14 protein-coding genes and 1 pseudogene are annotated in these 19,296 nt (G+C 57.1%); 9 read left to right on the forward strand and 6 right to left on the reverse strand.

Annotated elements, in window-relative coordinates:
* Positions 1–78 precede the first annotated feature (78 nt).
* Both HFO71_RS31490 and HFO71_RS31495 read left to right on the forward strand, forming a co-directional pair.
* The gene (locus HFO71_RS31490; RefSeq protein ID WP_221978072.1) at positions 79–1,290 is read left to right on the forward strand and encodes an NADP-dependent isocitrate dehydrogenase; all 1,212 of its coding nucleotides are present in this window, start codon (positions 79–81) and stop codon (positions 1,288–1,290) included.
* 60 nt (positions 1,291–1,350) lie between these two features.
* Positions 1,351–2,056: pseudogene (locus tag HFO71_RS31495) on the forward strand (transposase); the annotation flags it as partial.
* A gap of 85 nt (positions 2,057–2,141) precedes the next feature.
* On the opposite strand, the gene HFO71_RS31500 reads toward HFO71_RS31495, so the two are convergent.
* The 4 genes from HFO71_RS31500 to HFO71_RS31515 are packed head-to-tail and all read right to left on the reverse strand — an operon-like array spanning position 2,142 to position 6,869.
* Positions 2,142–3,107: a sugar phosphate isomerase/epimerase family protein gene (locus tag HFO71_RS31500; protein ID WP_127431447.1), complete on the reverse strand. Its 966-nt coding sequence runs from the start codon at positions 3,105–3,107 to the stop codon at positions 2,142–2,144.
* A 17-nt stretch (positions 3,108–3,124) separates the two neighbouring features.
* Positions 3,125–4,834, reverse strand: a complete 1,710-nt coding sequence (locus HFO71_RS31505) for an ABC transporter permease (RefSeq protein WP_221978073.1) — start codon at positions 4,832–4,834, stop codon at positions 3,125–3,127.
* Complete coding sequence (locus HFO71_RS31510) at positions 4,831–5,835, reverse strand: ABC transporter ATP-binding protein (protein WP_168257362.1); 1,005 nt, start codon at positions 5,833–5,835, stop codon at positions 4,831–4,833. Before HFO71_RS31510 ends, HFO71_RS31505 begins: the two co-directional genes overlap by 4 nt.
* A 50-nt stretch (positions 5,836–5,885) precedes the next feature.
* Positions 5,886–6,869, reverse strand: coding sequence for an extracellular solute-binding protein (locus HFO71_RS31515; RefSeq protein ID WP_245007026.1), 984 nt, complete (start codon positions 6,867–6,869; stop codon positions 5,886–5,888).
* A gap of 128 nt (positions 6,870–6,997) precedes the next feature.
* Here HFO71_RS31515 and HFO71_RS31520 point away from each other — a divergent pair, with 128 nt between their 5' ends.
* Entirely contained in the window at positions 6,998–8,188 is a 1,191-nt protein-coding gene (locus HFO71_RS31520) for an ROK family transcriptional regulator (RefSeq protein ID WP_245007027.1), read from the forward strand.
* A 119-nt stretch (positions 8,189–8,307) separates the two neighbouring features.
* Here HFO71_RS31520 and HFO71_RS31525 read toward each other — a convergent pair whose 3' ends face one another.
* Positions 8,308–9,567, reverse strand: coding sequence for an ROK family transcriptional regulator (locus HFO71_RS31525; RefSeq protein WP_221978074.1), 1,260 nt, complete (start codon positions 9,565–9,567; stop codon positions 8,308–8,310).
* 286 nt (positions 9,568–9,853) lie between these two features.
* Between HFO71_RS31525 and HFO71_RS31530 the strand changes: the two genes are divergently transcribed.
* The 6 genes from HFO71_RS31530 (at position 9,854) to HFO71_RS31555 (ending at position 17,557) form a co-directional block, all read left to right on the forward strand.
* Positions 9,854–11,308, forward strand: a complete 1,455-nt coding sequence (locus HFO71_RS31530; RefSeq protein WP_127431442.1) for an ABC transporter substrate-binding protein — start codon at positions 9,854–9,856, stop codon at positions 11,306–11,308.
* A gap of 71 nt (positions 11,309–11,379) precedes the next feature.
* Positions 11,380–12,309 (forward strand): carbohydrate ABC transporter permease, encoded by a 930-nt coding sequence (locus tag HFO71_RS31535; RefSeq protein WP_127431441.1) that lies wholly within the window; start codon positions 11,380–11,382, stop codon positions 12,307–12,309.
* Between the two features lies 1 nt (position 12,310).
* Positions 12,311–13,144: a carbohydrate ABC transporter permease gene (locus HFO71_RS31540; RefSeq protein WP_027681768.1), complete on the forward strand. Its 834-nt coding sequence runs from the start codon at positions 12,311–12,313 to the stop codon at positions 13,142–13,144.
* A 27-nt stretch (positions 13,145–13,171) separates the two neighbouring features.
* Positions 13,172–14,197, forward strand: a complete 1,026-nt coding sequence (locus tag HFO71_RS31545; RefSeq protein WP_127431440.1) for a Gfo/Idh/MocA family protein — start codon at positions 13,172–13,174, stop codon at positions 14,195–14,197.
* Between the two features lie 79 nt (positions 14,198–14,276).
* The gene (locus tag HFO71_RS31550) at positions 14,277–15,443 is read left to right on the forward strand and encodes an ABC transporter ATP-binding protein (RefSeq protein WP_127431439.1); all 1,167 of its coding nucleotides are present in this window, start codon (positions 14,277–14,279) and stop codon (positions 15,441–15,443) included.
* Positions 15,444–15,625: 182 nt separating this feature from the next.
* On the forward strand, positions 15,626–17,557 hold the full coding sequence (locus HFO71_RS31555) for a methyl-accepting chemotaxis protein (protein WP_221978075.1): 1,932 nt from the start codon (positions 15,626–15,628) through the stop codon (positions 17,555–17,557).
* Positions 17,558–17,651: 94 nt separating this feature from the next.
* Here HFO71_RS31555 and HFO71_RS31560 read toward each other — a convergent pair whose 3' ends face one another.
* The gene (locus HFO71_RS31560) at positions 17,652–18,926 is read right to left on the reverse strand and encodes an ROK family protein (protein ID WP_127431437.1); all 1,275 of its coding nucleotides are present in this window, start codon (positions 18,924–18,926) and stop codon (positions 17,652–17,654) included.
* Between the last annotated feature and the right edge of the window lie 370 nt (positions 18,927–19,296).

Here is a 19,296-nt window from a genome sequence, read left to right on the forward strand (position 1 = left end):
TGTGGCGCCAGCAGCGCTCCTCATCACATCACCCACCCGGGACGCCGGTCCCCATTGAAGCTCGAACGAGGCAGATACATGAACAAGATCAAGGTCGCCAATCCCGTCGCCGATCTCGACGGCGATGAAATGACGCGCATCATCTGGCAGCTCATCAAGGATAAGCTGATCCATCCGTATCTCGACCTCGACATCGACTATTTCGACCTCTCGGTCGAAAACCGCGACGCCACCAACGACCAGGTCACCGTCGATGCCGCCAACGCCATCAAGAAGTACCGCGTCGGCATCAAGTGCGCGACGATCACGCCGGATGAGGCCCGCGTCAAGGAATTCAACCTCAAGGAAATGTGGAAGAGCCCGAACGGCACGATTCGCAACATCCTCGGCGGCGTCATCTTCCGCGAGCCGATCATCTGCAAGAACGTGCCGCGCCTCGTTCCCGGTTGGACCAAGCCGATCGTCGTCGGCCGCCACGCCTTCGGCGACCAGTACCGCGCCACCGATTTCAAGTTCCCCGGCAAGGGCAAGCTGACGATCAAGTTCGTCGGCGAGGACGGCACCGTCATCGAGAAGGAAGTCTTCAACGCACCGGGCGCCGGCGTTGCCATGGCCATGTACAATCTCGACGAATCGATCCGCGAATTCGCCCGCGCCTCGATGATGTACGGTCTGATGCGCAAGTGGCCGGTCTATCTGTCGACCAAGAACACCATCCTCAAGGCCTATGACGGCCGCTTCAAGGACATCTTCGAGGAAGTCTACGAGACCGAATTCAAGGATCAGTTCAAGGAAGCAAACATCACCTACGAACACCGTCTGATCGACGACATGGTCGCCTCGGCGCTCAAGTGGTCTGGCGGCTACGTCTGGGCCTGCAAGAACTATGACGGCGACGTCCAGTCCGATACCGTTGCCCAGGGCTTCGGCTCGCTCGGCCTGATGACCTCGGTTTTGCTCACGCCCGACGGCAAGACGGTCGAAGCCGAAGCCGCTCACGGCACGGTCACCCGCCACTACCGCCAGCACCAGAAGGGCCAGGAAACCTCGACGAACTCGATCGCCTCGATCTTCGCCTGGACCCGTGGTCTCGCCCACCGCGCCAAGCTCGACGACAATGCCGAGCTTGCCCGCTTCGCCGCAACGCTCGAAAAGGTCTGCGTCGACACCGTCGAATCCGGTTTCATGACCAAGGACCTGGCGCGGCTGATCGGCCCCGACCAGCCGTGGCTCTCGACCACCGCCTTCCTCGACAAGATCGATCAAAACCTGCAGAAGGCCATGGCGTGAGCCGGCCTTTCCAAAATAACATCGAAGCGGCGGGATTTCCCCGCCGTCAGATTGCTGCGAGTGTTCGACGCCCCGACGCTCAGCCCAGAACCGCCGCGGTTACAACGATAAATTGGTTGCCCGGGACATCTTCGATTACATCGTCGAACAGGCGATCGGCCACGGGCTGGTCGGCACGGTGGCGTTACACGGATTCGACCCATCTGAAGGCCAATGCCAACAAGGGCGAATACGATCTTGCAATGGTCGAGAAGTCGCACGCCGACTACTTGGCCGATCTGGATGCGGCGATCGAGGCCGAACGCAAGCTGCACGGCCAGAAGCCCTTGAAGGACAAGGAACGCCGGCCGGAGGTGACGACGACTAAGGTTGCGCGCAGCGTTCAGACAGCGGCTATATGGTGCGCGACGGCAGGCCGAAGGGCTTCTTCTCTCTCGATCATCGCACGATGGACGGCAAGCTCGCCATCATCACCGATACTTATGTCACGCCAGCCAATGTCCACGACTCGATCGTCTATCTCTCAAGGCTCGACCGGCAGCAGACCCGTTTCGGCTTCGATGTCGGCGCGGACGGGCTGGATGCCGGCTATGCTACGCCGGGCATCGCCAAGGGCCTGGAAGACCGGCAGATCCTTGGCGTCACAGGCTATCGCAATCCCACTCCGCCCAAGCCCGTCATGATGCGCAAGTCGACGTTCGTCTTCGAACCCGAGACCGATGGCTATCGCTGCCCCGAAGGCCATTTGCTGACCCATTCGACGACACCGACGAAGCCGACAGATTCTTTGGTCTAAACTGTCCATCCATCTGGACCGCGGAACGGTTCAAACGTCAACGCTGCTACCTTTGTCACGACGTAGTGAAGAATTGTCGAGGGCAGGCGCATTCGCCATCACTGCTTTTCCTCTCGCGCGCCTCGGCTACCATCTCCTCAAGCCTAACAGCAACACCGTGAGCGCGGCGATAGTAGGCGGATTCTGGTATCCCATACCGGTCAATTGGCGTCTCGAAGTTGAGCGGAGTCTGATAAGGAGTTGAGGCGATCGCCGAGGCGATCGTGTGCCAATCTAATCGTCCGTCGAATGGCAAGAGATGGTCATCCACTGCTCCGAAATTGTCGTGAATGTGAGTAGCAATGACGCGATCCGCGAAGCGCTCAAGCACGCTGAGCTTGCCTGGCTCGATCAGTTCCCAGTGGCCACAATCGAAGCAGACGCCGATGAACTCCTTGCCGTATCGAGCGAACAGCCGATCATAGAGGTTGAGGAAATTCTGGGCGTTGGCGCAGAGGAGAGTTTCCGCGGCAATCTGGACGCCCTTTTCGACGCAGTAAGGCCTGATTTCGTCGAGAGACTGGAAAAGGGGGTCGAAGAACGCTCGTTCGGCGGCTTCGCTGCCGAAGACGTTGTCGTTGATATCGATGTGAAGAACGATATTGGGGGACTGGAACGCGGCCGCCAGGTCGACACGGTTACGCAACAGCTCGACTCCGCTGCGGCGCTGCCATTCATGCGGCGACAGGAAGTCCTTGCGCGTCTCCATCGCGAAAGGGCCAGGGTTTTTGTAGCCGATCTCGGTGATAGGATTGCGGCCATTGCTGGCATGAACCGAGTGCACTTTCAGCCCAGCATCGGCCACGATCCTGCTTGTAAACTCGATCTCGGCGTCGGCCAGCCAGTACGAACTGCCGGAGTCGGGATTCCAGTTGATGTGTGTGAAGCCAGCTTCCTTAATGAGGGTGAGCGAGTTGCGAATGCCTTCGTCGTACCAACGCTCCTGGTGCGGCCAATGCCAGACGGTGATGCAGGTATCCAATGGATCAGTCTCCTGTTCTACAATGTTGTGGTTTCTGGACCTTTGCCAAGGCCGATCCGCTCGGCCAACAGAATGATCGCCATTGAAAACACCATGATCAGATTGACGTAGACGAGGTTGAGGGCCGCCTGCTCAGGATCGACAGACAGCGAGCTGTCTACGATTGCAATCGGCAGCGGCTTGTTATTGACGTTGTATAGAAAGGCCGACAAGGGGTATTCCGACAGGAGATCGTTGAAGGCCATCCCGGCGACGAGGATTACAGTCGGCGCCACTATCGGCAGAATGATGCGGCGATAGCGATAAAGACCGGTGGCGCCCATCGAGCGGGCGGCCTCGTTATAGGCCGGATCAATTCCTACGAAGGCGGCCCTCAGGAACCTCACCATCAGCGGCAAGGCGACGATGGCGTAGCCAATCGGCAGGAGCCAGTAGCCGCCGAGGAGAACTGCGTTGCCAACGAGCGGGTTTGGCGAGTCAAAGGTGACGATCAGCCCGACAGCGAGCAGAATACTAGGAACTACCCATGGCAGGAAGAAAGTGATGTCCAGAAGGCGCGTCAGCCAACTGCGGCGGCCAAGAATAACCGGGACGGCAAACAGTGTAACGACGAGCGCCGCCGATACCGCGACAAGGCTCATCACTATGGAGTTGAAAAACGGAAGAAAGGCGCTGCCTTCGGTGAAGACGCGGGTATAGTTCTTCAGTGTCAGGCTGGATGGGATCACTTCGATGCCGATGCTCGCGGCAGGGGCGAAGGAGAAGAGTACGACAAGCGCGATCGGCACCGTATAGATAGCCACGAGAAGATAGGCAAAAAAATGTAGCACTGCATTGCCGATGGGGCTACAAATTTTGCGTAGCTGGATGGGCGCAGTCGCTTTCGCGCCGCCGACATAGGAGCCGCGCGCTTCGAAATATTGAGACAGCAGTATAAGCGCCATGAGACATAGTCCCATCATAAGCGCGAGTAAGGCGGCCATGTCGGGACGGCGCAGGCTGTTCAAGGTCAGCACCATCTGGCTCAGCATGTGGAAATCGCGACCGCCCAGCACCTGAGGGGCGGCGAAAGAGCTGATTGCGGTGTAAAGGGTGAGAAGGGTGACGGCGAGGAACGTCGGCATGATCGCGGGCAGTACCACACGCCACAGGATCGTATATTCCGAGGCACCCATACTGCGCGCAGCTTCGATTGTTGCGTAGTCGACGCGGCGCATCGCAGCGCGCAGAAAAAGATAGTAAAAGTTGGTCATCAGAAAGGTATGCGTGAAGAGCACGCCAAACCAGCCGATGAACCAGGCTTGCGGGAGGCTGGAGACGGCGGCCTTCACCAGATGTGTCACCGCACCGCTGGGACCATAGGTGAAGTTGTAGCCCGCCGCCGCAACGACACCGCCGAAGACCAGGGGCGTTGCATAGGCGATTTTCAAGAGTGCGCGACCGCGTACGTGAAAATATTCAAGGACGACGACCTGGAACATCCCGACAATGGTCACCGTAACCATGGTCGCTGACGTCATCCAAAGCGTGTTCCAAAGGGCAGCGCGCACTCTTCGTGATCTTGAAAGTTCGCTTGCGATCTGGCCGACCACCAGGCTGCCGTCCTTGAAAAAGGCCGCATGAAGTGACGCGACTAGCGGCAGGATCAGGAAGGTGATGACGATCCAGATCAGGGCCGCCACTCCGATCCAATAGACTACGCGCTCGACGGGCGCCGCGCGGTTCATCTGCCCGCTTCCTCGAAGATATGCGCCGAGCCCGGCCGGACCGTCCAGGACACGGTCTCACCGATTTCAGGTAACTCGTGCCCCATCCTGGCGGCCGAAATTAAGTGTCCGCCGGCATCCAGGTCGATGCGGCTGTGGGCGCCAAGAAATTCCACATGGCGGACGGTCGCCGGCAACCCGGCTTCTACCGCTTTCCCGACGAACACATCTTCGTGGCGGACAAAGATGCGCCCCCGAACGTCGCGGCCCAGAATTTGCGCGACAACCGGTGCGAGCAGTTCGTTGGCGGTGCCGATAAACTCGCAGATGAACGGCGTCGCGGGCTTTCGATAAAGAGTACGTCCGTCACCGATCTGTTCAACGCCACCGTTCGCCAGCACGACGATCGTGTCGGACATGGTGAGTGCATCTTCCTGATCATGCGTGACAAAGACCGCCGTGAAGCCAAATTCCTGCTGGAGCCTCTTGATCTCGCGGCGCATCGTCACTCGCACCTTGGCGTCGAGATTGGACAATGGTTCGTCGAACAAAAGCACCTTGGAGCCCGCGACGAGCGCGCGCGCAATCGCGACCCGCTGTTGTTGCCCACCTGACATGGTCGCGGGCTTCTTGTGCAGTTGCTCCGTAATCCCGGATGTTTCGGCGATCTGGGTGACACGCTTGACAATCTCGCCCTGCGGGATCTTCGCCACACGCAAAGCAAAGGCGATATTCTCGAAAGCCGTCATCGTTGGAAACAGCGCATAGTTCTGGAATACCATGCCGACGTTGCGCCGCTCCGGAGGCTCGATGGTAATATCTTTTCCTTCAAGAATAATCCGACCGCTCATGACCGGATGAAAGCCAGCCAGGGTCCTTAGGACGCTGGATTTGCCGCTGCCGGAAGCCCCGAGCAGAGCAACGAACTCGCCTTCGTGAATCTCAAGCGAGAGGTCGCTGATGACAACCTTGTCGCCATAGCCAATATGCAGTTTATCGATGATGAGGATCGGGGTCGGCATAAACATACTCCTGAGAAGCCTGGCGATCTGCGTCGCCCGGCCCTACATCCTCACCGGATTTCTAGCTCGATCTTCTGCAACCAGCCGTCCAGTTTGGGCGCGACGGCATCCCAATCGATCGGCTGCGCCTTGACTAGTTTCGCATTCGCCTGCACCTCTGGCGGTGATTTGGCCAACGCCGCCGGCAGCACCGGAACCTGACCGAATTTCTTGGCGTAGCCGGCCATGACATCGGCAGAGCCGAACCAGTCGACGAAAGCCTTTGCCTGCTCCAGCTGATCGGTTCCCGCCATGATCGCCACGCCTTCAGAGATGACGGGCGTGCCACCTTCCGGGTCAATGACCTTGACTTGCATGCCGAGCTCCTTGGCGTCCTTGATGACGCCGCCGAACCAGTTCAGATTGATGATCGCACCGCCCGATTTGAAGGCTTCCTTGCGCGCATCGGCGTCATCGACAACGATCGCGTTCGCATAGAATGCGCCAAGAAAATCCCATCCAGCCTGAGTGACTTCGCCCTTGTCGTCGAGGAACCGGGCCAAGATGCCGGCAAGATAGACCCTTGTCGTCTGCCAGGCGGTGTTGCCGATGACGTATTTGCCTTTGTATTCGCCCCTTGTCAGGTCCAGCCAGCTTTTCGGCGCCCGCTCAGCGGCAAGCTTGTCAGACTCATAGGCGATGACGACCGGTGTGCTCCAGAATTTGTAGACAATGCCTTCCTTGTCCTTGTAGTGCGCAGGCAGGTCCGCCGCCCAGGCTGGTGTGTATGGCTGGAACAGGCCATTCTTTTTGAGCAGAGCCATAGACGCGTCGACCATGCCAAGTACGACGTCGGCCTGGGGGTTGTTCTTCTCGGCGACCAGCCGATCAAAAAGTTCTCCTCCGGGTGCGCGCAGAAACTGCACGTCGTGACCGGCGGCTTTAGCCTGGTCGATTATCCATTGAACGTTCTCTTCCCCCTGAGGTGAATAAACGACGAGACTCTTTGCCAAGGCCGGAGAGGCGATCGCGATCAGCACGGCGGCGAGGCTCAACAATCGTTTGATCTGGTGCATGGTGTTCTCCCATTTCATTTTGGCGGTCATTCCGGTTTGGCTTTCTTAAAGGATCCTCATGACAGATTAATTACATTGCGTAATTTAATATATATTGCAATAGCTGTTTGGCTGCTGACAATTTGACACTCTTGGAACCAATGGACCTTTCACGGAACGAACGACGACTGGTCGAACTGATTTTCGTAGGCAAGCAGATTGCGCGGGTCGACCTGGCGGAACGGTCCGGCATGACAGGTGCTTCTGTCACTCGGCTGATAGGTCGCTTAATTGAGATCGGACTTCTGATCGAGGTGGTCGAGCGGACCGGCGCCCAAGGCCAGCCTCGGCGCTTGCTGAGCTTGCGGGCTGACCGATATCTTTCCGCGGGAATAACATTCTCGGTCTCCCGAATGGAGGTAGCAATTGCTGATCTAGCGGGTAAGATTCTTACCTCCCGATCTGTAGACATCGAGACCAGCACAGCTTTGTCTGTGGCAGAGGCGGCGCAGGCTGCTATCGCAGCGATGCTGACCGATCTTGGCACGCGTAAAGATCGCCTTCTCGGGGTCGGCTGCTCGGTGCCCGGCAATTTCGGCACGATGTCGCACATCCTCAAGGCCCACAGCTTCTTCCCGGCTTTCGATGATGGTGAGGCGGACCAAGCTTTTAAAGCGACTTTCGAAGCGCCCTATTACATCGAGAATGATGGAACAGCTGCATCGCTCGGAGAGTATGTGTTCGGCGGACGCATCCCGCAGCCTGATCCGATGTTCTTCATTCACATCGGACACGGTGTCGGGGGAGGGGCGGTTATCGACGGGCGGCCGTACCGCGGTGTCAATGGAAACGCCTGCCTGCCCGGAGTTCTCTACCCGTACGACCAGCCGCGCCCATCCGGCCAAGACCTTTTTGCCACCCTCAACAGTGCCGGCTTCGCCATCCACGACTTCATCGACCTCGATCGGTTGCCAGATAGCGCCGAAGCGGCGTTAGAAATCTGGATTGAACGCGCCGGAAAGCAGCTCAGCGAGACGGTGCGTGTAGCTACGGCGATGTTCGACCCCGCGCTGATTGTCCTTGGGGGACGGCTGCCAGAACTAGTGACAGACAGGCTGGTACGCGCAATTTCCAGTCAGCCAATCCTTGGCCCGTCGCGCGGCTTGGAGGCTGCCGCAGTTGAGGCCTCTCGACTTGGCCCTCGCGCCGGCGCGATCGGGGCGGCCTGCATTCCGTTCTTTGCCTCTCTCTTTTCCGCCGCCGTCGCAGACGATGGCAGTCCTTACCTTAACGGTCGCAAGCCCAAATCCCGACCTTAGAAAATTCGATAGCGCGCCTGAGTCTCTTTAAGAAGCCTACCGGACAGGCCTTGCCCGGCGCGAATCGACACAACAGGTCCGCAAGCCCCTTCGTTGCATATCGGTGTCGCTACAAAGCCTCAAATGACCAGCTTGAGGTGGCTGGATAAAACCAGACCGGCGGCGCCGCGCAGAGCCGTATGGCCTTCGCCGATACCATTCACCGTGATCGATATCTCCTGACCAGGTCTCTTCACCACTAGCTGCTCTACATGCTGCCTGATCAGCTCTGCTGCCTTCATTCCGCCTCCGGCGACGTCTCCATGAAGGACGTAGGAGTTGAGGGAGAGTGTTTGCTGCAGATTGACGATGCCGAAAGCCACGTTCCGTGTGTAACGGACGAGAAGCTCCTCTGCCGCATTCGAGCCTTCGTCTGCTTCCTTGACAAGCCTGGCACAGGTGATGCTCTTGGGATGCGGCAAGCCCATTCGGGCGGCTTCCTTTCGTAACCACGGAAGAGCAGCGACCGTCTCCCAGCAGCCGTGCTTTCCGCAGTTGCAAGGGGCACCATCGATCTGCACCACGGTGTGCCCGAGCTCGCCGCCGGATCCGGCGAGTCCACGATAGACCTTGCCGTCGATGAAGAAGGCGCCGCCGAGAACCTCGCCAGTATAGACCGCTGCGAAATTTTGTTGACCGCGACCGGGTCCGAACCATCTGTCCCCAACAAGCAAGGCACGGGGGTGGTGATCGATGGCAACCGGAAGAGAGAAGCGTTCTTGTAGTATTGCTACGAGGGGAAGTCCCGTTAGAACGGGAGCAAGATTGACGGTGAGAATGGTTCCATTGTCACTGTCGATCATTCCAGCAGAGGCCACGCCAATGCCAAACGGCGCCTGCTGGGCCTGAGACAGTGTGGCAGTAAGCGTCTCCGCCATGACCGCGATGAATGCTTCTGTGTCGCCATGCGTATCAAATTCAGCTTTCGCAACGGCCTTGATCTCACCGGTTAACGCCACGAGGCATGTTTGTATCGTGCCGGGCAGAAGGAGGACTGCGCCAAGCATCGGTGCATCGGGGTTAAAATAAAGCGGACGAGCCGGCTTGCCGCCTTTGACGTCGGAAGGCGACGCATCTCCCTCAATAAGAAGCTGGTCTTCGATCATCGGCTGCACAATACCGGTTATCGTGGTCCGGTTGACACCTGCAAGTCGAGCGAGATCTGCCCGGCTTTTGGGTCCGTTGTCATATAAGGCTTGAAGGACGCGACCGCGGTTTATCGCTCCAAGCGCCGATTGGGAGACAAGTGTCACGTTACCGCCGTTCTCGCCGACGGCGACTTCTCTGCTGGCAGGGGTGCGCTGGCCCAACGAATAGGACGGCTGGCTCTCAAACTTCAATTCTCTTCTCCAATCTACCGGATCCTTTTAGCCCGTACATTATCGAACGGCCATACAACATAAGCCCTTTCGGGTGATGCAAGCAGGACCTCGATGACAACCGCACTACCGCGCCGGAATTTTCGCCGCGACACCTTCTTGACACTAACATAAGTTTGTGCGAGGTACAAACTAACTGCTTACAAAAAGCACATTAGGGGTAACAATCTCAGTATCGACCAGCGGAAGCCCAGGGGCTGCGCTGAAGGGCCGGGGTTGGGATACGAAACAACTGAGGAGGCTGTTTATGACAATCGATATCGGAAATATGTCGCGACGTGACCTGCTGAAAAGCGCTTCCGTCGCAGCTCTTGTGGCTGGCGCGGGATCATTGGCCATTCCACGGAGGGGTGCCGCGCAGGATGCGAACACCGTGCGCGTCCTGTCCGTTGAAGACCCATTTTTTTTCTCAATGAAGGCGCTGGTGCCAGAATACGAGAAGGAAACCGGCATCAAAGTCGAACTGGAGAGTCTCTCCTATGACGCCCTTCAATCGCGCCTCGTGTCTGCCTTTGTCGCCAAGACCTCCGACGCCGATGTCATCGTCGTCGACCAGATGTGGCTCGGGCAATATCTCGACAACGGCTGGATCATCTCGCTGAACGATTTTATTGCCAAGGACAGCGAATTCGACCTCTCCGACTTCATCCCCGAGGTCCTTTACTCCTCGAATATGTGGCGCGGCCAAGTTGGCACACTGCCGGTTGCCGCCTATGCGCAGGGGGTCATGTATCGCAAGGACGTCTTTGACGAACTCGGCATTGCAGCGCCGCCGACCGAGACATCGGAAGACTGGACCTGGACGAAATACATCGACACACTGAAGTCGATGGAAGGCAAATCATTCGCCGGTAAGCCGCTCTTTCCAACCGTCGTTTGCGGTTCCCAGCCGTCGCCGATCGTCCACATGTTTACGCAGGTGTCGGCAAGCCACGGCGCGAATTGGTTCAAATCTTTCCCGGCCGCTCCGTGGGATTTCTCCCCGCAACTGACGAGCCCCGCCTGGATCAAGTCTGTCGAAGTCTATAGGCAGCTCTACAAGTTGTCTCCGCCTGAAGCGATCAACTATGTTTGGTTCGATGCCGGCACCCGTTTCGCCAAGGGCGATATCGGCATGTTCTACTGGTGGACCCCGTACTTCTATCTAATCAAGAACTCGGGCTACATGACCGGCAAAAAGTCGGACATCATGGATAAGTACGTAACGGCGGCCTTGCCGAAGGCCGAGGGCGTGCCTCAGACGGTTAGTCTCGGCGGCTGGAGCCTTGGCATTCCATCGAGTTCCGAAAGGCAAGAAGCAGGCTACGCCTTTATCAAATGGGCGACCTCGAAAGCCACGCAGAAGAAAATGGCCCTTTGGCCGGACCTCAACTACCAGTTCTCCGACTTTGCGCGCATTTCGCTCTATCAAGACGAGGAAGTCAAGGCGATCTATCCTTACCTCGATGTGCAGTATGCGATGATGAAGCAGGGCAATGGCAAGATCACACGCCCGCCTGTCCCTGGTTACACAGCCATCGAAAGCGTGTTGGGTCTCACATTGAACCAGCTTCTGACCGGTAGCGAAGAGCCGAAGACCGGCCTCGAGCGCGCCAACAGCCTGTTCGAGAGCATCCTGAAGGGCAATCTCATGATCCCTTATCAAAAGGATAGCTACACAGATACTCTTGATGGGGCCAAAGCCCTGATCGCCAAGAACTAATTAGAGTTCTCCTCGGGCCGGCGCGAGAGCGATCGCGCCGGCAGCCAAGTGAAGAAGAACTGGATCTGGCAATGCACACGACTACTGTTTGCTCTCCGCGAGCCCTCGGGCCCGCCCGGAAGAGCTTTATCCGACGAAACCTGCCCTACTTGCTGATTGCGCCTTCGGTGGTGATGCTGCTCGCTCTGATCGCCTACCCCTTGCTGTTTGCCCTAAGATCGAGCTTCTATTTCTGGAACCTGCAAATCGGCCCGGAGCCGCTCCAGTTCATTGGGTTCGAGAATTATGTGCAGGCCTTCAACGCTTTCGACTTTCGCGCCGCGCTCACCAATACCCTGATCCTGTCGATCCTTGGCACGGCACTTGAGTTCACGTTTGGCCTGGCGATCGCGCTCATTCTGCTCAAGGCACTGCCTGGCATGAACATCGTGCGGGCCCTGCTGATCCTGCCAACAACGATCGCGCCCATCGTCGTCGGCTTTTTGTTCCGCTACCTCTATGATCCCGGCGGTGGCCTGTTGAGTTGGGTGTTGCAGTCGCTCTGGCTCCCCGTTCCCGCAGAAGGAATTCTTGGCTCGCCATCGACAGCACTCGCGGCGATCCTCTTCGTCGACATCTGGCAGTGGACACCGTTCTTTGCAATCGTTCTCTATGCGAGCCTTTTGGCCGTGCCGGACGAGATTTTGGAGGCCGCACGCCTGGATCGCGCGTCTGCATGGACGATCCTGATGCGGATCAAGCTACCGCTGATCAAACGCACCGCAATCATTATCGTCATGCTGCGCTTCATGCAGATCTTCAACACCTTCGACACGGTGCTTGTGCTCACGCGCGGCGGACCGGGCACGTCTACACGCACCCTTGGATACTCACTCTACGAACAGGGCCTTGTGAACTTCAACATCGGACTGGTCAGTGCCATGACCTGGATCACCGTGCTGATCGTCAACGTCATCGTTGCACTGTACGTCTTCTTCGCGTTCCGGAACGAGGAGTGGTAAAATGTCGCGCCGACACACGAGCTTCAACACGGCACTCACCTACGCCGCCGGCCTCCTCTTCCTGGCAATCTTCGTCGGTCCGATCCTGTGGTTCATCGCCCTTGCGATCCGGCCGGCCGAGACGGCGTTCACCATGCCGCCGCAACTCACATTCGAGCCCAATCTCGACGCATTCCGGCACATCCTCGTCGATCCTGGCACCAACGCGCCGCAACTGGTCAACAGCCTCATCGTCGCGATCGGTGCTGTGCTACTCAATCTGCCTTTTTCGGTTCCCGCAGCCTACGCGTTGTCCCGTTTCAAGCTCCGCGGCAAGAAGAACATCATGTTGTGGTATCTCGGGCTGTTGATGGCCCCGCCGGTCGCGTTTCTGATCCCATATTTCATCCTCATCACGCGCATTGGCCTCCAGGGTTCCTACTTTTCGATGATCCTGGTCCTACAGACGCTGACGATCCCGTTTTCCGTCTGGTTGATGAAGAGCTTTATCGATGAGGTGCCAGTGGAACTGGAGGAAGCTGCCCGGGTGGACGGCGCCCGTTGGTACACGATCATGTTGCGGATCACGCTACCGATCGTTCGTCCTGGGATCATTGTTACCTCGATGTTCGCCTTCGTGTTCGCGTGGAACAACGCCGCTTTTCCGCTGGTGCTGAGCTCACGCTCGACCGCCACCCTTCCGATCGGAACACTTGGGTATTTCGCAACGAGCGGAGTGACCTGGAACTACATCGCCGCCGCCGCAGTGCTCGCGATGATACCTCCGATGATCATCTTCCTTGTTTTCGATCGATACGTCGTACGAGGCCTCACCTTTGGTTCGGTGAAGGGCTGAGCTTTCCTTTATGAATGGAGTAATGAAATGAATAGACTGCGAATGGGCGTCATCGGCGCCGGTCTCTGGGGCGGCAATCATGCCCATACCTTTAATGTCTTGCCGGAGACCGATCTGGTCGGCGTCTGCGATCTTGATGAGGGCCGGGCGCTGAAGATGAAGGAAAGCTACAGCGCAATGCAGGCCTTCACCGACTACCAGAAGCTGATCTCAAGCGATCAGATCGACGCCATCTCGGTCGCAACGCCTGACTTTACCCACACGCCGATCATTCTAGCGGCTCTGAAAGCCGATAAACACGTGTTGAGCGAAAAGCCGCTTGCGACGACGGTGCGTGAAGCCGAGGAAATCGCTGCGGCTGCCGCTAAGTCCAAGGGCAAGCTGATGATTGATTTCCACAACCGTGTGAATCCGATCCTCGCCCAGGTTCGTGACATGATCCAAAACGGTCAGATCGGCTTGGCCAAACACGGGACCGCGCGTCTTTCGAATACGACATTCGTTCCGCTCGAAATGCTGAGCTGGGCTGCAAAGTCTTCGGCACTCTGGTTCCTGGGCAGCCACCTCGTCGATGTCCTACGTTTCATTCTCGCAGACGAAGTCGTGCGTGTTTATTCGGTTGCCCGCTCGGGTACCCTATTTGCCGCCGGCGTGGATACGAAAGACTTCCATGTGTCGGTGCTTGAATTTTCCAAGGGCACGGTCGTGACCATGGAGAACAGCTGGATCCTGTCGCGTGACAATCCTTCGCTTGTTGATTTCAAGATCGAGTTCGTTGGTGAAAAGGGCCAGGTCCAGGCGGACCCCACCCATAATGGCGGCCTGCGCAAGATCGTCGACGGCGGACTGAAATACAATGACTACATCGGCATAACACCAACCGGCGCGACACGGATCGGCGGTTTTGTCTTGGAATCCATTGCCCGCTTTGTCGATAGCGTTGTGCGAGACGCTCCGCTGCTGGCAGATGCGCAGGACGGTCTGGCAAACACAAAGATCCTGGCGGCGATCGAGGAATCCGTCGCGACCGGCAAGGCTGTGAACATCGGCTAAAGCCGGAACCAAAGGCGAGGGGCATGTCCGCACAAACGGTGCGGCTTGCCTCGCTTGAAAAATGCGGGAGTACATAAAAATGGCGTCCATGACCTTCGACGGGATCGGCAAGACCTTTCCGGACGGGACCGTTGCCGTTGCGAATGTAAGTTTTTCGGTCGCGGACGGAGAATTCGTCGTGTTGGTCGGCCCGTCGGGTTGTGGCAAGTCGACACTATTGCGGATGGCAGCGGGTCTTGAAGCGCTCAACAGCGGCCGGCTGCTCATGGATGACGCTGACGTGACGGAGACAGAACCCCAGGACCGGGATATTGCGATGGTTTTTCAGAACTACGCGCTTTACCCCCATATGACCGTTTACGACAACATGGCCTTCGGTCTGCAGCAGCGAAAAATGCCCAAGGACAAGATCGACAAGCTGGTTCGCGACGCAGCGGAAATGCTTGATCTTACCCGTTATTTAGAGCGCAAGCCCGGGGCATTGTCCGGCGGTCAGCGCCAACGCGTGGCGATGGGCCGGGCGATCGTTCGCCATCCCATGGCGTTCCTGATGGATGAGCCTCTTTCCAACCTGGATGCAAAACTCCGCGTGCAGATGCGCGGCGAACTGAAGCTCCTTAATCAGCGGCTCGGCGTCACAACCCTTTATGTGACCCACGATCAGGTCGAGGCTATGACCATGGGCGATCGTGTGGCTGTGCTGAAGCCGGTGTTTAATGGACAGGAGAGTAATCTTCAGCAGATCGATACGCCGCAGATGCTTTACGACAAGCCGTCCAATCTGTTCGTCGCGGGGTTCATCGGTTCGCCCGCCATGAATTTTGTTCGGGTCGAGCTGACGGCGGAAGGCGGGTCGCTAAAAGCTGCGGTAACTGGAACGAAAATATCCTTCTCGGTCCCAGCCCAGGGGGCACTGTCGGCCTTCGCCGGGCGACAAGTCATTGTTGGAATTCGCCCAGAGATGTTTAAGGTTTGTCCCGAGGCCGAGGCGTTGTTCAACGAGCAGATCCCGGTTGCCGAAGCGCTTGGAGCCGACACCTTCGTGTTCTTCGACATCGCGTCACCGTCGGTCAATATCAACGATGCTGAAGATACCGAAGACTTTCTCAATAAGGGTAAGAACCGGCTCGTGGCGCGTATACCACCGGCGCTGACGCCTCGACCCAATCAGGTGCTGCCATTGACTGTCGACCTGGAGAAATTGCACTGGTTCGATCCAGTAACCGGGACTGCGATCCGCGACTGACAGAAAGTGCACTTACTATCGCCATCTGGGGTTTCAACTCTTTTCTCCTGCCCTCCCAGGCAACTTGGCTGTCGTCGATTACGAGGTCGGCGGCAGCCATTTTTTTAAAACCCGAGACATCAAACCATCAGAATCTGAACATCCATCTGCCGTAAGTGATCCCGAGCTTAGAGGAGTGGCCTGTGAAACACGTTTCCATTGTCGGTAAGTTCTTTATCATCGTGGCTGTCTTCGGCATCCTGGCACTCGGTCTGACGTTCTATCAGAACCGGCAAATGCTGAAGGTTAACGACAGATATCAGGAGCTTCTCGATAGAGATGCATCTGCAGCACTACGCTTGACCCAGTCGAACCGAAGTCTGGAAACAGCGCGTGCCAGCATCAGCGACATGGTGATGACACGGTCGAAAGAGGCGAGGGCGCGCGCTGAAGCTGGCTTGAATGACGCACGAGAAAACTTCGTCAGGTTCATGGATCTGGCGATCGCTGCAGTTCCTGAGCAGAGCGAACTGCCGAAGTTGAAGGCGGATGGATTCTCCGTCCTGACCGATACGTGTGGTGCAGCCATCGCAGTTGGTCGCGGCGCAACTAGTGAAGCCGAGCTTGCCATGGTGCAGCAACTCTATCTCACTCTTTGCCAACCCGCCTTTGCTGCTGTCTCACCGAGATTCACATCCGTCACGGAAAAACTCGCTTCGGACGCAGAGCAAAAGCGTGGTGACGTTTCAAGCGTTGTCCGTGACACGTCCGTGCTGAGTTTGGGAACAGCTATTGTGGCACTCTTCGCTGTCTCGTGCTTCGGCTTTCTCGCAATTCGCTCCTGGTTGGTCAAACCGATCAAGCAGATGGTTACGACAATGGAGGTCATAGCCGACGGCGATCTCATTTCGACTGTTAAGGGAACGATTCGCCGCGACGAGATCGGATCGATGGCCCGGGCAGTACAGATATTCAAGGACAACGAGTTACGGGCGCGCGATTTCGAAAAGGATGCAGAGACAAGCCGTGAAGCAAATGAGATTGAACGTGCGCGTCTCGCCGAGACCGAGCATCGGCGAGCGCGGGATATGGCGGAGGCTACGTCCGGGCTTGCAGAAGGCCTAAGGCATCTCGCCGACGGGAACCTCCTGTTCAGCCTCGACGACAAATTCGCCGACGACTTCGAACCGTTACGGGCGAATTTCAATGCTGCCGTTGCCCAACTCGCTGAGAGCTTGAGAGCTGTGTCGTACGCAACTGAATCGATCGATGGCGGGGCGCAGGAAATCAGTTTGAGCGCGCAGGACCTGTCACGCCGCACAGAGCATCAGGCTGCTTCACTGGAGCAAACCGCCGCCGCTTTGGATCAGATTACCCAGAACGTCGCCAGTTCCTCAAAGCGCACAGCGGAGGCGCGACATGTTGCGATCGAGGCAAACAAGTCGGCGCGCCACTCCGGCGAAGTGGTCTCAAGCGCTGTGGCAGCAATGCAACGCATCGAACAGTCATCCTCGCAGATCTCCAGTATTGTGGGGGTCATCGACGAAATCGCGTTTCAGACCAATCTTCTGGCGCTCAACGCAGGCGTCGAGGCGGCACGATCCGGCGAGGCAGGAAAAGGTTTCGCGGTGGTTGCCCAGGAGGTGCGGGAGCTTGCTCAACGCTCCGCGCACGCAGCAAAAGAAATCAAGAATCTTATCCTCAATTCGGTTGATGAGGTCAGCAGTGGCGTCAAGCTGGTCCGAGACACCGGCGAAGCACTCAAGATTATCATTCAACAGATAGTCCTGATCAACACTCAGCTTGATGCCGTCACCGCCGCTTCCAACGAACAGTCCGCAACCCTTTTTGAGGTCAACCGGACAGTCAATCAAATGGATCAGGTTACGCAGCAAAATGCAGCCATGGCCGAGGAATCCACGGCCGCAAGTACGGCACTTGCCATCGAGGCAAAACAGTTGCGCGGGATTGTAGCGGAGTTTCAAATTGAGAATGCTCTCTCTGAGAGGCAGACCAGTCAAACCAACCCGGAGACAGCGTCAATGTCTTCGCCAGCAAGCCGGATGCTTGAAGAGGTCGCGAACGCACTCGGCACAGTGAGTGACCGTCGAGTTGCAGATAGATCCCGGCAATGACCGCGGACCGCCTCAGGTCGTTCCCAGATTGCTTCAAATGGAGTCCATTTTGCCGCCACTTAAGAAGCTTCCGAAGGATCTGTAGCGGATGTCATTAGATGACGAAATTCAGCAATTCAGAAAGAAGAAGACTGGCGGCACCGCGTAAAGCCGCCAGGCATTCACTGTCTCCGAAAGCAAGGGCAATTTCATCACCCGGGCGATGGAATACCAATTCCCGGAAGCTTTCCTGGATTAAATGAAGCATCGGGTTTCCCCCTCGTACGATGTCGCCGTGAATAATGATGAAATTGGGCGCCATGAACTGCTGGAGGTTCGCCAGACCGACCGAGATATTGAACGCGTAGTCGCGAAGTAATTCTCTTGCGCCTGGGACATTGTCGTTGGCCAGAGTCAATAATCGGCTCACATCCAATGAGTGAGGTTGTGGCAGCCGCCTGACCTTGGCCTCGTCTGCTAACCACTTCGAGCTGGCAATTGATTCCCAGCATCCGCGTCGGCCGCACTGGCATAACCGACCTTTGATGTCTACGGTCGTATGACCGATTTCACCGCCTGCACCTGCGGATCCCCGATAGAGATGCCCATCAAGGTAAAGCGCTCCACCCAAAGTCTCGCCGATATGGACCGAGGCGAAGTTTCTCCGACCGCGGCCTTGCCCAAACCATCGGTCTCCAACCAGCAAAGCTCTGGTATCCTGATCGACACACACGGTAACTCCAAATCTTTTGTGCAACTCGGCTTCGAGGGGTAAGCCGTCCAGGAATGGCCCGAGACTGACGGTCACAATTGTGCCCGTCTCCGTATTGATCGTTCCAGCCACTGCTACACCTATCCCTAAGATCGGCTTGCCAGATGCGATAGTTTCTTCGACACAGGTGCATATAATGCGTGAGGCGTCGGAGGGGTGTGTTAGGTTCTTCGGAAAATCGGCGGCGTGTTGAGCATAGACCTCGCCCTCCAAAGAGACCAAACACGCACTCACGCGGTCGTGCAGCAGGAGCACCGCGCACATAGGTCTTGCATCCTTGGAAAACCATAACTTGGTAGCTGGCTTGCCCCCTGTTTCGTTCGGAGGTATCACTTCTCCTTCCGCAAGAACACCCTGATCGATCAGGGGCTGGACAATCCCTCCGATAGTTCCTCGAGTCACACCGGTAAGGCGGGCCAGATCTGCTCTGCTAGATGGCCCTATGTCGTACAAGGCTTGCAACAATCGGCCCCGATTCGCGGCGCCCAAGGTTCCCGTTGGAATCAATCTTTGAGCCAGTACAATACCCTTAGTGCTCTCATCAATATGGTGATCGTCAGGACTGCCCTCGCGTTCTCCCAGTCGATGAGCTTCGTGTCTTCTTATCAAGGATTCCATAGCATCCAATCCTGTTGCCGAATTCCATTGCCACCAACGGCCAGTACTAGCGGAGGGCGACCTTTCGCCATTCGGTGGGGCTCGGATTATGAGCTGGGGTGGCAATGTGCTGTTGGTCCAACGCTTCTTCAATCGGCACCGGGCGTTACGGGAAACTTTGGCCGGTTCCCGTCCCCAGCCTCATTCAGTGATCTCAGTTGTCCGGCCAGCCGTTAAAAAACTATTGAAATTTCCAACGTGCTCCGCACAGAAGCTGACCAAAGTGACGCCTTAAGCGCCCGTCCGCCAATATACAACAAATATTCAGTAACATACTTATTGTGCCCGCCTGCTCCTAATCTACTTTAAAATATACTTTGTGATATACTGT

It is taken from the genome of Rhizobium laguerreae (assembly GCF_019778565.1).
Classification (GTDB): Bacteria; Pseudomonadota; Alphaproteobacteria; order Rhizobiales; family Rhizobiaceae; genus Rhizobium; species Rhizobium laguerreae.

What these genes read in the sequence shown, in the direction of transcription:
- HFO71_RS31560 (WP_127431437.1), bottom strand. Translation starts at nt 18,926, where the DNA reads ATGGAATCCTTGATAAGAAGACACGAAGCTCATCGACTGGGAGAACGC.
- HFO71_RS31510 (WP_168257362.1), bottom strand. Translation starts at nt 5,835, where the DNA reads ATGCCGACCCCGATCCTCATCATCGATAAACTGCATATTGGCTATGGC.
- HFO71_RS31530 (WP_127431442.1), top strand. Translation starts at nt 9,854, where the DNA reads ATGACAATCGATATCGGAAATATGTCGCGACGTGACCTGCTGAAAAGC.
- HFO71_RS31535 (WP_127431441.1), top strand. Translation starts at nt 11,380, where the DNA reads ATGCACACGACTACTGTTTGCTCTCCGCGAGCCCTCGGGCCCGCCCGG.
- HFO71_RS31550 (WP_127431439.1), top strand. Translation starts at nt 14,277, where the DNA reads ATGGCGTCCATGACCTTCGACGGGATCGGCAAGACCTTTCCGGACGGG.
- HFO71_RS31490 (WP_221978072.1), top strand. Translation starts at nt 79, where the DNA reads ATGAACAAGATCAAGGTCGCCAATCCCGTCGCCGATCTCGACGGCGAT.
- HFO71_RS31545 (WP_127431440.1), top strand. Translation starts at nt 13,172, where the DNA reads ATGAATAGACTGCGAATGGGCGTCATCGGCGCCGGTCTCTGGGGCGGC.
- HFO71_RS31505 (WP_221978073.1), bottom strand. Translation starts at nt 4,834, where the DNA reads ATGAACCGCGCGGCGCCCGTCGAGCGCGTAGTCTATTGGATCGGAGTG.
- HFO71_RS31540 (WP_027681768.1), top strand. Translation starts at nt 12,311, where the DNA reads ATGTCGCGCCGACACACGAGCTTCAACACGGCACTCACCTACGCCGCC.